Source organism: Leptospira kanakyensis (assembly GCF_004769235.1).
Classification (GTDB): Bacteria; Spirochaetota; Leptospiria; order Leptospirales; family Leptospiraceae; genus Leptospira_A; species Leptospira_A kanakyensis.
On the sequence record NZ_RQFG01000019.1, the window covers coordinates 241,982 to 257,882 of the forward strand.

A 15,901-nucleotide genomic window follows, 5' to 3' on the forward strand; every position below is an offset into this window, starting at 1 on the left:
CTTGTCAGTTTTCTTCCGGGTTCTAGGCTGGACGAAAGGGAACCATGTTCACAGCGGAATCAACGGAAGGAAACCAGTTTTGGAACGAGACATATTTTGTCCCTCATTTCCAACCCATCGTCAATGCCATCAATCGGTCTATTTCTGCCTATGAAGTCTTGGGCAGGCAGTTCAATCCTAAGGAAAATACCTATGAGTCTCTCGGCGGTCTTTTTCACAATCGAGACCAGGACCCGGTACCTGTTTACAATATTGACCGCATCCTTAGGGAAAAGGCGGTCAAAACCTTAAAAGAGAGTAACCTTCGCACCAAGCTCTTTTTCAATATGATGCCGAACTTTCTTTCTCGGGTTCATCATACCGATCTTTTTGCCGAAAACTTTCATATCATCCAACTCATCGAAAAATATGGAATCGATCGCAACCAAGTGGTGATCGAAATCACAGAGGATGAATTTGATGGTTCGATTGACCGCCTCATTCAAATTGTCCAAATCTTTCGTGATTATGGACTCAAAATCGCCATTGATGATTTGGGAACCGGTTTTTCCAATTTAGAGCGAATTGGGTATTTACACCCCGACATTATGAAAGTGGATATTCGCATCATGCGCGAGAGTTTGAATAAAAATTCATTCAAACAGGTTCTTGGAGCCATTTCGGAGATGTCTCAGAAACTCGGAAGCCAACTTCTTTTTGAAGGGATTGAAACGGAGGAAGAGGTAAATTTAGCCCTTTCGATGGGAGCAAACCTTCTGCAGGGATTCTATTTTTCCACTCCAAACCCCCATTTTCTCAATCGCAATACTTTCTCCGATAAAATGAAAACCGTCCTCGAAAACTTCTCCAGCGTGCGTTCGAACGAACTCCGGGAAAAGGGAATCAGAGAACAACGGATCATTGACCAACTCCAAGACCTTTTTTATGAACTTTCTGATGTCAAAGAGGAGGATTTTTCCTACCGGTTTGGCCAAATCCTAAGTGCTTTGCCTAGAGAAATCCTGAAGGTCTTTGTTTGTGACGCAGAAGGTTACCAAATCACTCCTACTTACGATTTGGACAGAATGAATGGTGGGTATTTAGAAAGATCCCGCCAAATTGGGAACAACTACGCTTGGAAACCTTACTTTTTGAAACATAAAGAAGAGTCGGAACGGTTCCGTAAAAAATGGGGAGTCACCTATCCACTTTACGATATCTCGAACCAAAACCAATATGTGATCTTTACTTTCTCTTTGATGAACGGAAAGATCCTGATTGCCCAGGTAGGTTGGTCGGAATAGAATCTTGTTTTTTTTGAGTGGTGCTTTTTCCTGGTAGAAGGGATTCGTCTAAATTATAGAATCATTCTAAATATATACAAAACAGGATACCACCTTGTCCGCTATTCTCGAAATTAAATCTCTACACGCTAATGTAGGGGACAAAACGATCCTCCGGGGAGTCAATCTCACCATCGGACCCGGAGAGGTTCATGCCATTATGGGACCCAATGGGTCAGGAAAGAGTACACTTTCCAATGTCATTCTAGGACATCCGAAATATACGATCACTTCTGGAGATATCCTCTTTAAGGGAGAGTCCATTTTAAATAAAACAACCGACGAAAGGGCAAGGCTTGGACTCTTTTTGTCCTTCCAATACCCAACTTCCCTTCCTGGTGTTACGATTGGAAATTTTCTAAAATCAATTCTCAAAGCGCACAGGGGGAAAGAAGTTCCCGTCAAAGAATTCAAACAAGAACTAAAACAGTCTATGGATCTTTTGGAAGTTCCACAATCATTTATCGGGCGTTATGTGAATGATGGGTTTTCCGGTGGTGAAAAAAAACGCGCTGAAATTTTACAGATGAGTTTACTCAAACCAATTTTATCCATTTTGGATGAAACTGATTCTGGTTTGGATATCGATGCATTACGAATTGTTTCTGAAGGAATCAATTCCAATAGAAATCCGGAACGTTCCATCCTCCTCATCACTCACTACCAAAGGATGCTCAATTATATTGTTCCTGATTTTGTACATGTGTTTGCGGATGGACGAATTTTAGAAACAGGTGGAAAGGATCTTTCCTTAAAATTAGAGGAAGTGGGATACGATTGGATTTTGGAGAGAGAAGGGGTCAAATGAATTCCTCACTCACAAAAAATCGATTGGTTCTGACAAAAGAAAGATACAAAGATTTTTATACATCTTTATTAGAAACTTGGAACGGACTTGCAATACCTAAAGATTCGGAAGAGTCTTGGCGAAAATTCCCAATTGGTTCTGTGGATTGGAAAGAGTTACAATTTGATCCGAAAGAATTAAATTTAAGTGCAACTGCATCCGAGGAAAATACAGTAGAACAGTCGTTATCTGAAGAAACGATCCAATCTTTACTGGCTACAATTTTAAAGTACACTCCAAAAGATTATTTTGCTTACCTTAGTTTGGTTGCTGCACCTAAATACGAAATTTTTCTTCTGGAAGAAGGTGAATCGGAAATTCATTTCGAAGAAGATGGTGATAAACCAAAACATTCTGTGCGAATTTTTTATCTCACAAAAGGTAAAACAACCAAAACACAAATCCAATTACAAAATCATCATGATGGTGAAGACTTACATATGACTTCCGCCCTCGACTTTTATATTGCAGAAGATTCTTCCTTTTTTGAAATTTTAGATCGTGAGTCGAGTGATCTGGACTTATACCGGTTTCGGAATGTTTGTATCCTAGGGCAAAATGATTCTCAAGTAAAATATCATTATTACCCAATGGGGGGCTTTCGTTCTAAACTATTTTTACATGCCCATCTGCTTGGGAAAGGGGCTGAGGTTTCTGTGGATGGAGTTTCAGCTCTCGGTGGTAGAAATTTAAAAGATTTAGATATGGAAATGTTCCACCATGCTGACCATACAACAAGTAAAATCAGTTATAAAGCAATTGTGACTGACAAATCCCATCATATATTTACTGGAAATTTAAACATACCGCCTAATTTGAAGAAGGTGACTGCCCACCAGGAGTCGTTTAATCTTTCTTTGAATAAAAAAGCAAGAGCAGAAGCCAATCCTAAGCTAGAAGTTTTGGCAGAAGATGTTTCTTGTACTCATGGTGCCACTGTGGGTGATATAGACGAAGAACAGTATTTTTATCTTTTGTCACGTGGCCTCACACCAGAAGAATCTAAGTCGTTACTCGTTACTGCATTTTATGGGGAAACCATTCATTCCATTGGTTTTTCTGATGAAGTAAAGTTGTCTTTAGAATCCGAGATCAAAGAGATTCTCGTGGGAGGCAAATGATGGCCTTTAAAAAATTGATCTCTGTTTCTGAGGTTGGTGAAGGCAGTTTGGTAGTTGTAAAAACTCGCCATTTCAATGTAGTTGTGACGAAAGTGGAAGGTGAATACTTTGTTTTTGAAGATTCATGTACACATGACGGGGAAGAAATTTCCTGCGGAAAATTGGAAGGTTGTGTCATCACTTGTCCTAGACATTTTGCAAAATTTGATGTTCGTACAGGCAAAGTATTGGCCCTTCCTGCGACAGAACCACTGGTGATTTTTCCCGTCCGAGTGAATGGCGCTGATCTGGAAGTAGATTTGGAGGCGGTATGAGTTTAGATCCTTACCAAATCAGAAAGGATTTTCCTATTTTGTCTCGCACTTTGCCAAATGGCAAACCTCTTGTGTATTTAGACAACGGAGCCTCTTCTCAAAAACCACAATCAGTAATAGATGCCACTAACGAATATTATTCGAATTACAATGCTAATATTCATAGAGGGGTTTATTATTTATCCCAACATGCAACCGAACTATTTGAACGCACAAGGATCAAAACTTCACATTTTTTTCAGGCACAATGTGCTAAGGCAATTATATTCACACGTGGGACAACTGATGCCATCAACTTAGTGGCACAAACCTGGGGCCGAACCAATATCACTGAGGGGGATGAGATTGTTTTATCCGTCCAGGAACACCATTCCAACTTAGTTCCTTGGCAAATGTTGGCTTTAGAAAAAAAAGCATTTTTAAAATTCATTCCCATTAACGAAGATACCACTTACGATTTATCCAACTTAAATGAAATCATCACCAAAAGGACAAAACTTGTTGCTATCAGCCAAATGTCTAATGTTACGGGAACGATCCATGACCTAACAAGGATTATCAATCGTGTAAGGCAAGTGGGAGCGAAAGTTCTTATCGATGGAGCGCAAGCCGCCTGCCATATGCCTATCCATTTAGTGGATATGGATGTAGACTTCTATGCGTTTTCAGGGCATAAGATGCTTGGGCCTACGGGTGTCGGTGTTCTTTTTGGAAAAGAAGATATTCTCGAAGCCATGCCTCCTTGGCTTGGTGGTGGGGATATGATTGAATCTGTAGAGTTAGAAAGTTCTACTTATGCGGCTCTCCCTGCCAAACTAGAAGCGGGAACTCCGAATATTGCAGGAGTCATTGGTTTTAGCCATGCATTGGATTACCTTCAAAAAGTAGGAATGAAGAACATCAAAGAACACGAACGAATGTTAACCGAGTATGCTTTGGAACGACTCAACCGGATTGGTGGTCTTCATATTTACGGAACGGAAGATTTAGACAAAAGAGGGGGGGTTGTATCCTTTACGATGGAGGGAATCCATCCTCATGATGTTGGATCCATTCTGGACGAAGAGGGGGTTGCCATTCGAGTGGGACACCACTGCTGCCAACCACTCATGAAACAATTGTCCATCCCTGGAACTTGCCGTGCTTCTTTTTATTTATACAATACAAAGGAAGATGTCGATGCCCTTGTTCATTCCATAGAAAAAGTAAAATCAATTTTTGGTCGTGTCGCAAGAAAGTAAGTTTGAAGATTTCCTTCGTTGGAAATCATACGGATTGTGGGAAAAACCATCTGTCCCACACAATACACTTCAGGGAATCAATCCCCTTTGTGGTGATGAAATTTATATTTATTATCACAAAGGTGAGGGAAAAAACAATTTTCTCCAGATTCTCGGACTTGGTGGCGAGTCTTGTTCCATTTGTTCTGCCGCAGCAGGATTTCTTTTTAAAAATAAAACAGAACTAGATCCAAATCAATTCCAGTCTTATGTATTGGAACGTAAAAAATTTTTAGATGGTGATGATTCTTGTTTGATAAAGGACGAGGAAGAGTTATCCTTTTTGAAAGTCCTTCGTAATCATCCCAGTCGTTATCGTTGTGGTCTACTTCCTTGGCAGACTTTATTAAAATTCAGTGAGGGTATTTTATGATTCGTGATCCAGAAACAGAAAAGGAATGGGAAGTTTTCCATAGTGTTCGTATGGTTGAGGATCCAGAAATTGGAATTTCACTTATCGAACTTGGTTTGATTTATGATATCAAAGTGGAAGGCGAAAAAGCAGACATTACGATGACTTATACTTCTCTTGCTTGTCCGGCCGGTCCACAAATGAAACAAGATATTGAAAACCATGCCCTCCGAGTGGATGGAATTAGTGAAGCTGTGGTGCATGTTGTCTGGAATCCGAAATGGGAGCCTCGTGCCATGGCGAGTGAAGAAGCCAAAATGCAAATGGGGATCTTCGATTGAGTTTTTTTTATCGAACTCGGTTTCTATTCCTAGTATTATTTTTATTTAACAGTTGTGAGACGGTTCCTTTCCTAAAAGGTTCTTTTCCGGGAAAGGAAGAGGTTTCTCTTCAGATCCCTCAAATTGAGGGTTCGGCTGGAAAACGAGATCGTTATGAATTTTCTGGAAAAGAAATTATCATTTCCTCCGACCATCCATTGGCCTCACAAGCGGGGATGGAGATTTGGAAACAGGGAGGGAATGTTGTGGATGTATTTGCCGCATCCAGTTTTGCCATTTCTGTACTCCGACCTCATTCCACGGGTTTACTTGGCGGAGGTTTTGCAGTCATTCATTTACCGCAAAAAGGGAAATGGGCTTATGACTTCAGAGAACGTTCTCCGAAAAAAGGAACTTCTTCCTTTTACTTAAATCCAGATGGTTCGGTGATTTCTGGTAAAACTTTAAAAGGTGCCTATAGCGCCGGAGTTCCTGGAACGGTACAGGGGATTTTAGAAATCCAAAAACAACATGGAAAATTGCCTTTGAATGCCGTAGTCGCACCTGCAATTCGTTATGCGAGAAGTGGGTTTTCTGTTTATGGTGATTTAGCAAATGTCGTTTCGAAAACTTGGCCGGATATGAATCCTTCTATGAAAAAAGTTTTTGGGATTGATAACAGAGCCATTCGGGAAGGAGAACTTCTCCTTCAGGAGGATCTCGCCAAAACTTTAGAAAGGATTGTTGAAAATTCTGAAAAAGAATTTTTGGATGGGGAAACCATCCAACTTATATCTCAGTATTATTCTGAATTTGAAAACTTTATTACCATTGAAGATTTTAAAACTTACCAAGTAAAGGTTAGTGATCCTTTGGTTTCTTCCACTTGGGGACATACCGTTCTTACCATGCCTCCTCCCAGTTCAGGAGTTCATCTTGTCACCATGATGAATCTGTATTCGGAAATGCAAAAACGAAATACCTTTCCAAAGGGAAATGTAGGTGAAGTGATTCACATTACGGAAGCGATGCGAGTTGCCTACCGGGACCGAGCAGAACTTGGCGGAGATCCAAGTTTTACAACAGTTCCAGTGTCTAAACTTATATCTGCAAGTTATGCCAAAGAAGAAACAAATGAGATCGAAAAGAAAGTGGTCTCGGGAAGTTGGCCCGTACCCAAAGACGAAAAACAAAAACAAGAATCTTATAATACCACTCATATTTCCATTATGGACAAAGATGGCAATGCGGTATCGTCAACCCAGTCCATCAATGGAATCTTTGGAGCCGTTCAGATGGTTCCAGGAACTGGCCTTGTTTTAAACAATACTATGGACGACTTTGCGGTAGCACCGGGAGTTCCGAATCTCTATGGGCTTGTTGGTTCCAAGGCCAATGCCATCGAACCAGGTAAAACTCCGCTTTCCAGCATGAGTCCGAGCATCCTTCTCGACGGGACTGGCAAAACCAAAATGGTGATTGGAGCTCCTGGCGGTTCCCAGATTCCCACTTCCATTTTTAATACCCTCTACCGGTATTTGATCCAAAAGGAAGGCCTTTATGAAAGTGTATCTTATCCTAGGATCCACCACCAATTCCAACCCGATCGGATTTTTTTAGATCCGGAAATAAAAGACTCCTTTCCGCAATCGGAATTACCATTTTATCAAGTCCAATATATTAGGCATCGTGCGAAAGTATTTGCCGTTGTGAGAGAGGGAGACCGTCTGATTGGCGTGTCTGATCCCAAAGGGGAAGGAGTCCCTTTAGGTTTTTAAACCATGAAATCAAAGTTATTAACATCGACTAAAAAAAATTCAACACGTAACTTATTGTCAGAAGAATACCGAACTTGTTTACTTAGCGCCAAACATGGATTAGAGAGAGAAAGTGCCAGGGTGGATGGAAAATCTCAGTTGGCTTCCACTCCTCATCCCAAATCACTCGGATCAAGTTTAACCCATCCTTTGATTAAAACAGATTTTGCCGAAGCACAAATTGAATATGCAACGAATGTACATAAATCCATTCCTGATGCCTTACGAGAACTCACAGAGTTACATGCCTTTACGGCAAGCCGCTTGGGTTCCGAATACCTTTGGCCTTTTAGTATGCCTCCGGTTTTACCAACTGAAAACAAAATTGAAGTAGGAAACTATGGAACGTCAATTGAAGGTCGGAAAAAAACCATCTACCGGAATGGGCTTGGTCATCGGTATGGAAAAAAGATGCAAACCATTTCCGGAGTGCATTATAATGTTTCCTTCGACACTTGTATGTTGTCGGTAGTCTCAGAAAAACGTTTTAAAAAACCATTAACCCCTGCGACGAAATCACAAATTTATTTTGATACCATTCGTAACTTTTACAGGATTTCGCCTGCCTTATTGTATTTATTTGGATCATCTAGTTTAACTGATGTTACTTTTACAGATGAATCAAAACAAATCAAAAAACGTGATTCTAAAACTCTAAAATCAGATTTTGCTACAACCCTTCGTCTTTCTAGTATTGGTTATACAAGTAAAGTACAGGGGAAATATCATATTTCTGTAAATTCGTTGGAAGAGTATACGAGCGATATGTGCCAGGTGGTTTCCAAATCCTATACTCCTTACAAAGCGTTTAATGGAAAAACTACGAACCAGTTGAATGACCATATCCTACAATTGGAAAACGAATACTATTCGCTTGTCAGACCAAAACAAGTTCCGAAGGGTGATGAACGAGTTGTGGATGCTCTGGTAGAACGTGGTGTCGAATATTTAGAAATTAGACTTCTTGATTTGGATCCATTTTCAGCCATTGGTGTTGAAGAAAACAGACTCTATTTTTTACATATGGTACTTCTTTATTGTATGTTAAACGAATCACCTAAATCTGATTTGGTGGAGATGGCTGATTGGAGAAAAAACCAAGAAGTCACCACTTGGTTTGGTAGAAAAGAAGAAACTAAAATTAAGTTTCTTGGTGAAGAGATGAGCCTTCGGGATTTGACCTACCAACTCTTTGTTGAAATCCAACCCATTGCTGATCTTTTAGATGCAAATGATGCGAATGGCCCTTATAGTAAGGCTTGGGAAAGTTTTTGGGAAAAATGGAACGACCCGAGTGGGCTTGGTTCCACGATGTCTGAACTTGATTTAGAAATTCATAAATCTAGTTTTAGAGAGTTTGGGTTGACTCTTGCTAAAATGCATAAAGAAGAACTTCTGAATTACCCACTCCCTCCGAACCTCGTAAAGTATTATGAAGATTTAAGTGTTCAGTCCATTTACGAACAACAAAAGATCGAAAATTTAGAAGGCAGCCATTTAAAGAAAAATCAAAAACCCATCCAAATCAAACCCCTAAAACTTTGTAGTGGGGTTTGAAGTGACGGATACAAAACCATTACCTTCTGGCTTTGAAGATTTAGAAATTTCCACACAGATCATCATTCGGGATGCCTTAGCTCGCGGGATCCAAGTGGAGATGGTAGACCGAAAGGAAAATTTCCTTCGGCTCATACAAGGAAATCATTCCGAATTTGTCAAAGAGGCAAGTAAAACAAAACTCGATAGTTTGATGACTTACCTAGTTATGGAGAATAAAATCGCCTCCAAACTAGTGTTAGAGGAAAGTGGAATTCGAGTTCCCGTAGGCAGAAATTATTCAAACTTAGAAACAGCCCTTTCTGACTATACTTTCTTTTTAGATAAAAAGAAAGTGATAAAGCCTGTGACAACAAACTTCGGATTGGGGATTGGAATCTCCGAACCAGGAGATAGTTTAGATAAGTTTACATCATTTGTTAACATTGCTCTTGGACTTTCTAATTCCATCATCATTGAAGAATTCATCGAAGGGCCGGAGTATCGATTTTTAGTTCTTGGGGATGAGGTGATTGCTGTTTGTAACCGAGTGCCGGCAAACGTAACGGGAGACGGGAAAAATTCGATTCGTGAACTGATTCTAAAGAAGAATGAAGACCCGAGGCGGGGAGAAGGCCATAAAACCGCATTGGAAAAAATTCAAATGTCTGACGTGGAATTACAAATTCTAAAAGACCAAGGCCTTGGTTTTGATTCGGTTCCTGATTTAGGGAAACAGGTTTTCTTAAGAAAGAACTCCAACATTTCTACCGGCGGGGATTCACTAGATGTTACGGACAATGTACATCCTGATTTTAAAGCCATAGCCGTCTCTGCGGCCAAAGCGGCTGGGGCTGTGATTTGTGGGATCGATATCATATCCTCCCAGATTGAATCAAAACCGAATGTAAAAACCTATGCCATTCTAGAAATTAACTTTAATCCAGTGCTTTATATCCATGAGTTTCCCTATTCCGGCAAACCAAGGTTTGTTGGTGATAAGATTTTAGATTTACTTGGGTTTGATTGATTTAGGTTAGAATCTCATTCAGTTTACAACGACTGAATGAAAGATTTAAAAAAATCAGAAGTTAATCGTTTGTGAACGGTAAAATTGAAAAACGATCCAGTAAATATTAAGAATATTTAGATCTTAAATAGGCGATGATGTCGGCAGATTCATACATCTGGACATTTCCATCCACAAGGAAGGGGACTTGGGACTGCCCACCGAGCCTGACTACTTCTGCTCGACCAGGAGTCCCTTGAAAAGCCTCTACGTATTCTATGTCTTTTCCCACGACTAGCCCGAGAGATTCCGCAGCGCGAATCACTCTTTGGCAGTAGGGACAAGTATCATATTGGTAGAGGCGAATCATTGGAGTTTATCCCGCTTTTTTTGTCAGTTCGCCAGACTGAGCCATTTGGATGGTGATGTCATGGCCACCCACAAATTCACCCTTGATATAGAGTTGTGGGATGGTCGGCCAGTTTGTGAATTCTTTGATTCCTTCTCTGATTTTCATATCAGAAAGAACATTGAATGAACCGAACGGAATTCCAAGTTGTTTGAGAGTTGTGACAACTCCTGCTGAAAATCCACATTGTGGCATTTCCGGTGTTCCTTTCATAAATAGAAACACGTTTTCTGATTTGATTAAGGATTCAATTTTATCCTTTAACTCTTGTTCCATGGTTATTCGCTCCTAGTTTCCAATGCCAATGCATGGATTTCTTCTTTTAATTCATCTTTCAAAGTGGCATACACCATCCGGTGTTGTTCAATCAGGCCTTTGCCGGCAAAACCAGAAAAGGTAACCACTGCCTTGATATGGACCCCGTCCCGATAGGGATCTAAGATTTCCACTTTAGAGCCGGGTAGGCCATCTTCAATTTTCTTTTGGATTTCTGGGATTGTCATCCTATAGTATTCCTCCCATCCAGGAATGGTGGGCTTTGATAAATTCAAGATATTCTTTAGGCACTTCCGGTAAAACAGAATTCTTTACCGATGGCAATGAAAGTAGAGTTTCACTCCATTTTTGAATTTTTGGAAAATCTTTTAGTAAGTAGAGTTCCGGTTTGTGGTCGGCTAAAAATTGTAACCTCATAAAAAACGGGGCAAAAGCAGTATCCACTAAGTGCATTTTCTCTCCGGCAAAATAGAGCGATTTGCCTTCTTGGGTCGGAAGTCCCGCTTCTAAAATTTTGAATTTGGAAAGTAGCTCCTCACGTTTTTTATCAGAGTCCGATTTTTCTTTGGCCATGGTCCAACCGTATTGGTCCACGAGAAGGGCACTGGCAAATTCTGTCCAGGAGCGGTGTTTTGCTTTCTTAATGGGGTCTTTGGGATGAAGGGCCGGTGCACTTGTTTCGTCTAGGTATTCATTGATGACTGCAGATTCGAAAATCACATCGTCTCCTACTTGTAAGACGGGAACTTTTCCAAAAGGAGATATCTTTAAAAACCAATCGGGTTTGTTTGCAAGGTCAATGTATTTGATATCGTAATCCACTTTCTTTTCCAGAAGGTTGATGACGGAACGTTGGACAAAAGGGCAAAGTTTAAAACTAATAAGAACTGGTTTGATCATAACTATTAGACTCTTTTATGGGGCGGAAAGATCCATTTCCAAGGCATGGAGCCCTTTCTTAAATTCTTCTCCGAGTGTCGCGTAGACCAATCGGTGGTTTTCGACTGTAGATTTTCCGGAAAATAACGAGGAAACCATCTGCAACCGGAAATGGGTTTCTTTTGAATCTTTGGTCATTCCGGGATGGCCTGCATGTTCGAGGGATACGTCTCGAAGGGAAAGGGAACTTGGTTGGAATTTTTCCTTGAGGATTTTTTCCATCCTGCTGAGTCTTGATTCTTTAGTTTCTGATGCCATAACCGATTTTCATTAACCTCACGTTGAAAAGAAAAAGAAATCCCGAAAGTAGAGTGATAAAACCAAAAGAAAAATATAAATTTACATCGGTAACACCGATAAACCCATATCGAAATAAGTTCACCATATATAGAATTGGATTACAATAAGAAACCGTTTGCCAAAATTCAGGTAAGTTCCTTATCGAATAAAACACCCCACCCAGATAAGTGAGAGGGGTGAGTATAAAAGTGGGAATGATGGTCACATCATCAAACTTTTTTGCAAAAAGGGCGTTGGCAAACCCACCAAGAGAAAACAAAATTGAAGTCATTAGAATGGTAATAATAATCACAAAAGGATTATAGAACCTAAGGTTAGTAAAAAACAGGGAAGTGAGAGTGACTAAAATTCCCACAAAGATACCACGAACCACTCCGCCAAACGTATATCCAATGACAATTGTATAAGGTGATGTGGGGGAGACGAGTAACTCTTCTATATTTTTTTGGAATTTACTAGAGAAAAAAGAAGAAACCACATTGTTATAGGAATTCGTGATGACACTCATCATAATGAGTCCCGGCACAATGAATTCAATATAAGTAAAATCTCCAATTTTTCCAATTTGGCGTCCGACGAGTTCACCAAAGATCAAAAAATAAAGAGCCATCGTAATGACTGGTGGGATAAGAGTTTGCACCCAAATCCGAATGATTCGAATCCATTCTCTTCTCACAATGGTATGTAAGGCTGTGAAGTTTTGTTTCCACATAATTAGTTTTTTCCTGTTAATGATAAGAATAGTTCTTCCAGTCGGTTGGATTTGTTTCTAAGACTCAAAACTTCTAATTTTAGTTTTGTCAGTTCCGTAAATAGCTGGTTTACCGATTCTTTTTTATCCAATTGCACTTCTAAACTGTGATCGTCTAACCATTCCCAGCTGAATTTTTTTGACATGGGTTTGGATTTGATGGATTTTTTTAAATCGATAATAAAGGTTTCTTTGTCCAAACGGTGGAGGAGTTTTTTCATCGATGTATTTTCGACAATTTCCCCTTTGTCAATGATCGCAATGTTTTTACAAAGTGATTCAGCCTCTTCTAGGTAATGGGTTGTGAGGATGATGGTTTTTCCTGCTTGGTTTAATTCCTTTAAAAAATCCCACATGGATCTACGGATTTCTATGTCTACTCCTGCTGTAGGTTCATCCAAAATTAGAAGTTTGGGATCGTGGACAAGGGCACGGGCGATCATAAGCCTTCGTTTCATTCCCCCGCTGAGTTGGCCAGCAGCTGACTTTCGTTTGTCGATGAGTGAAAGTTTCTCTAGATAGTATTCTACTTTTCCTTTGGCTTCTTTGTAAGGGATTCCGTAAAAACCAGCTTGGTTGATTAAAATCTGTTCTACACCTTCAAAAATTCCAAAATTAAATTCTTGGGGAACAATCCCGAGAAAGGTTTTGGCAAGGTCGGGGTTTGTGTCTATATCGGTTCCGAAGATTTTGACTTTCCCTCCTGTTTTATTGATAAGAGAGCTCAAAATTCCTATGGTCGTAGATTTTCCTGCACCGTTTGGTCCAAGTAAGGCAAAAAAATCTCCCGATTCTACCTTGAGATTGATTGAGCGAAGGGCCTTCACTCCACTCCCGTATGTTTTTTCTAAACCTTCGAGTTCGATTGCATATTTTTGCATTTATTTTCCTACTAGTTTTCTTGTTAGGTGGTGGGTTGGGTATTTTTTGTTTTTTATATTTTCTTTTCGTAATGTTTTCTGAATTTCTTCAGGGAGTAAAATGATGTTTTTACACTCTTCAGAACAACAACCTAGAAGTTCTTTGGAACAATCCTCACATTGGATGAGAAGGACATGGCAACCAAGGTTCGCGCAATTGGTATGTCGGTCACTTGGTTTCCCACAAACATAACAAACGGTAAGGATATCATCCGTTACCCTTTCTCCTAACCTGTCATCAAAAACAAAATTTTTACCTTTGAACTTTGATGGGACTCCCGCATCTTGAACTGCCTTAGCATAATTGATGATTCCACCTTGTAATTGGTGCACCTTAGAATAACCTTTATACTTTAAGTAAGCACTGGCTTTTTCGCAGCGTATTCCACCGGTGCAGTAGAGTAGGATTTTTTTGTCCTTATCCTCTTTTAAAAGATCTTCGACAAGGGGTAGTTCTTCTCTAAATGTTCCTACGTCAGGTAAAATTGCATTTTCAAAATGTCCCACTTCGGATTCATAATTATTCCGGAGATCCACAACAATGACCCCAGGTTCTTGTAACGCATCATGAAATTCTAATGGTGTTAGGTGGGTTCCCACATCAGAAGGATCAAATTGTGAATCATCCAAACCATCTGCGACAATTTTTTTCCGAACTTTAATCGCCAGTTTGATGAAACTTTCTTTTTTATCTTCTACTGCATCGTTAAAATAAATTTTGTTTAGTTCGGATATCGAATCTACTGCCGTTCGGAGAAGATCGTAGTTTTCAGTGGGAATCGAAAATTGGGCGTTGATTCCTTCTTTTGCTAAATAAATCCTTCCCAAAATTCCTAAATCTTCGAAGGCATCATAAAGTTGGTCTCGAAATTGAAGAGGGTCTTCGATTTTTACATATCGGTAGAAGGAAATGACTCGGCGTTCCCTTGTATCACTTTCCACACGTTTTTTTAAGGTTTCTTTATCGTAACGATTGAATAAAAACTTTTTCATTTTGTCCCTTTTAGTTTTTCTTCTTTTACTTTACGGAAAGCATTTCTCGTAATTTCAGAAATGGCGGGATGGATGTAAATCATTCCTAAATAATCATCCAACTTTGCTTTTAAATACATACCGAGAAGGATTTGGTGGATGAGATTTGCTGCTTCATCTCCAATGATATGGACACCTATCACTTGTTCGGTTTCTTTGGAAACAAGAACTTTCACAAAACCAGAATCGGACATTCTTGCCATTCCTGTGGCACTGGAAGAATAAGGGTTTACTCCTTTGTAATAAGGAATTTGTTTTTGGATGAGTTCTTCTTCGGTATAACCTACACTGGCAATTTGTGGGTGGGTGAAGACTGCTTCTGGCATTGGTGGGTAATTGATGGGAAGATTGGTTTTTGTTCCATACAAATGGTCAAAGAGATACTCCCCTTCAAAGTTGGCACTGTGCCTAAAGAAAAAACGTCCGATCACATCACCAAAGGCATAAATTCCTGGTTCCGTGGTTTCTAAGGTATTACTCACTTGGATATACCCACTCGCGTTAGTTTGGATCTTTGTATGTTCCAAACCTAGGTCATCGGTGTTCGGTCGGATTCCTGTTGCTACTAGAAGCCTTTCTGCTGTATGAATGGTAGATTTTCCCTCTGCTGTTTTTCCTGTTACAGTAAACAATCCATCTTTGAATTCTACTTTTTTCATTTGGTAATGAGCTTCAATTGGAAAGGGTAAATGTTTGTTTAATTCGTTTTTGATCTCGCCATCGGCTGACCGCAAAACGTCTGTTCTTGTGAGTCCTGTCACTTGGCAACCGTATGCCTGATAGGCAGCTCCTAGTTCCAAAGAAATAAATCCGGCACCAATGATGAGAAGTGATTTTGGGAACTTGTCTGGAGACAGTGCCTCTCTCGATGTCCAAAAGGGCGTTGTTTTTAGTCCAGGGATATCGGGGATATTGGGTCTTGTCCCTGTAACAATGAATATATGTTTGGCGGTATAAGTTTCTTGTCCATCGGATAGAATCCGATTGTCTATAAACCGAACTTGTTTCGGATAATAATCTATATTTGGATTTTTGTCGTAGGCGATCGGAATGGAATCAGAATCTTGTTTTACTGTTTCGCTCACTCGTCGGAATATTTGAGTCACATCGGCTACGGGTTTATCTTTGAAAAATACAGGAAACTTTTCTGTACCCTCTGAGAGACGAATGAGTTCCGAAGGGTAAATCACCATTTTCGATGGGATACAACCTCGGTTGAGGCAAGTCCCGCCGGGAGTTTCTTTTTCAAACACAGCCACTCGTTTGCCAATTTTGGAGGGTGGGGTGACCAGTTTGGTTCCCGCACCCGCACCAATGACAATGATGTCATATTCTTTCATACAGGTTCCAGCATCG

At 40.0% G+C, this 15,901-nt stretch carries 19 protein-coding genes; 10 read left to right on the top strand and 9 right to left on the bottom strand.

Annotation, left to right across the window (positions count from 1 at the left end; all coding sequences use genetic code 11):
- Positions 1-44 precede the first annotated feature (44 nt).
- The 10 genes from EHQ16_RS15490 (at position 45) to gshAB (ending at position 9,939) form a co-directional block, all read left to right on the top strand.
- Positions 45-1,283, top strand: a complete 1,239-nt coding sequence (locus tag EHQ16_RS15490) for an EAL domain-containing protein (protein WP_135632130.1) — start codon at positions 45-47, stop codon at positions 1,281-1,283.
- 94 nt (positions 1,284-1,377) lie between these two features.
- Entirely contained in the window at positions 1,378-2,130 is a 753-nt protein-coding gene (sufC, locus tag EHQ16_RS15495; protein WP_100743094.1) for a Fe-S cluster assembly ATPase SufC, read from the top strand.
- Complete coding sequence (locus EHQ16_RS15500; protein ID WP_135632131.1) at positions 2,127-3,290, top strand: SufD family Fe-S cluster assembly protein; 1,164 nt, start codon at positions 2,127-2,129, stop codon at positions 3,288-3,290. Before sufC ends, EHQ16_RS15500 begins: the two co-directional genes overlap by 4 nt.
- On the top strand, positions 3,290-3,604 hold the full coding sequence (locus EHQ16_RS15505; RefSeq protein ID WP_135632909.1) for a Rieske (2Fe-2S) protein: 315 nt from the start codon (positions 3,290-3,292) through the stop codon (positions 3,602-3,604). The genes EHQ16_RS15500 and EHQ16_RS15505 overlap by 1 nt, the downstream gene beginning before the upstream one ends.
- Positions 3,601-4,845 (top strand): cysteine desulfurase, encoded by a 1,245-nt coding sequence (locus tag EHQ16_RS15510; protein ID WP_135632132.1) that lies wholly within the window; start codon positions 3,601-3,603, stop codon positions 4,843-4,845. Before EHQ16_RS15505 ends, EHQ16_RS15510 begins: the two co-directional genes overlap by 4 nt.
- On the top strand, positions 4,829-5,257 hold the full coding sequence (locus EHQ16_RS15515) for an iron-sulfur cluster assembly scaffold protein (protein WP_135632133.1): 429 nt from the start codon (positions 4,829-4,831) through the stop codon (positions 5,255-5,257). The genes EHQ16_RS15510 and EHQ16_RS15515 overlap by 17 nt, the downstream gene beginning before the upstream one ends.
- Positions 5,254-5,577, top strand: a complete 324-nt coding sequence (locus tag EHQ16_RS15520) for a metal-sulfur cluster assembly factor (protein WP_015679894.1) — start codon at positions 5,254-5,256, stop codon at positions 5,575-5,577. Before EHQ16_RS15515 ends, EHQ16_RS15520 begins: the two co-directional genes overlap by 4 nt.
- Complete coding sequence (gene ggt / locus EHQ16_RS15525; RefSeq protein ID WP_135632134.1) at positions 5,574-7,334, top strand: gamma-glutamyltransferase; 1,761 nt, start codon at positions 5,574-5,576, stop codon at positions 7,332-7,334. The genes EHQ16_RS15520 and ggt overlap by 4 nt, the downstream gene beginning before the upstream one ends.
- 3 nt (positions 7,335-7,337) lie before the next feature.
- Positions 7,338-8,930: a glutamate--cysteine ligase gene (gene gshA, locus EHQ16_RS15530; RefSeq protein ID WP_135632135.1), complete on the top strand. Its 1,593-nt coding sequence runs from the start codon at positions 7,338-7,340 to the stop codon at positions 8,928-8,930.
- Between the two features lies 1 nt (position 8,931).
- Entirely contained in the window at positions 8,932-9,939 is a 1,008-nt protein-coding gene (gene gshAB, locus EHQ16_RS15535; protein ID WP_135632136.1) for a bifunctional glutamate--cysteine ligase GshA/glutathione synthetase GshB, read from the top strand.
- 106 nt (positions 9,940-10,045) lie between these two features.
- On the opposite strand, the gene EHQ16_RS15540 is transcribed toward gshAB, so the two are convergent.
- The 9 genes from EHQ16_RS15540 to EHQ16_RS15580 are packed head-to-tail and all read right to left on the bottom strand — an operon-like array spanning position 10,046 to position 15,885.
- Positions 10,046-10,288 (bottom strand): glutathione S-transferase N-terminal domain-containing protein, encoded by a 243-nt coding sequence (locus EHQ16_RS15540; protein WP_135583303.1) that lies wholly within the window; start codon positions 10,286-10,288, stop codon positions 10,046-10,048.
- A gap of 6 nt (positions 10,289-10,294) precedes the next feature.
- Positions 10,295-10,603 (bottom strand): Grx4 family monothiol glutaredoxin, encoded by a 309-nt coding sequence (gene grxD / locus EHQ16_RS15545; protein WP_002982746.1) that lies wholly within the window; start codon positions 10,601-10,603, stop codon positions 10,295-10,297.
- Between the two features lie 2 nt (positions 10,604-10,605).
- Positions 10,606-10,830, bottom strand: a complete 225-nt coding sequence (locus EHQ16_RS15550; protein ID WP_015679816.1) for a BolA/IbaG family iron-sulfur metabolism protein — start codon at positions 10,828-10,830, stop codon at positions 10,606-10,608.
- Between the two features lies 1 nt (position 10,831).
- A complete protein-coding gene (locus EHQ16_RS15555; protein ID WP_135632137.1) occupies positions 10,832-11,503 on the bottom strand; it encodes a glutathione S-transferase family protein in 672 nt (223 codons plus the stop codon).
- A 15-nt stretch (positions 11,504-11,518) separates the two neighbouring features.
- Positions 11,519-11,800, bottom strand: a complete 282-nt coding sequence (locus EHQ16_RS15560; RefSeq protein WP_135583305.1) for a BolA family protein — start codon at positions 11,798-11,800, stop codon at positions 11,519-11,521.
- Positions 11,784-12,554: an ABC transporter permease gene (locus tag EHQ16_RS15565; RefSeq protein WP_135632138.1), complete on the bottom strand. Its 771-nt coding sequence runs from the start codon at positions 12,552-12,554 to the stop codon at positions 11,784-11,786. The genes EHQ16_RS15560 and EHQ16_RS15565 overlap by 17 nt, the downstream gene beginning before the upstream one ends.
- Positions 12,555-12,556: 2 nt before the next feature.
- Positions 12,557-13,474, bottom strand: coding sequence for an ABC transporter ATP-binding protein (locus tag EHQ16_RS15570; protein WP_135632139.1), 918 nt, complete (start codon positions 13,472-13,474; stop codon positions 12,557-12,559).
- Positions 13,475-14,506, bottom strand: coding sequence for an oxygen-dependent tRNA uridine(34) hydroxylase TrhO (gene trhO / locus EHQ16_RS15575; protein ID WP_135632140.1), 1,032 nt, complete (start codon positions 14,504-14,506; stop codon positions 13,475-13,477). It abuts the gene before it with no gap.
- Positions 14,503-15,885, bottom strand: coding sequence for a dihydrolipoyl dehydrogenase (locus EHQ16_RS15580; RefSeq protein ID WP_135632141.1), 1,383 nt, complete (start codon positions 15,883-15,885; stop codon positions 14,503-14,505). Before EHQ16_RS15580 ends, trhO begins: the two co-directional genes overlap by 4 nt.
- Between the last annotated feature and the right edge of the window lie 16 nt (positions 15,886-15,901).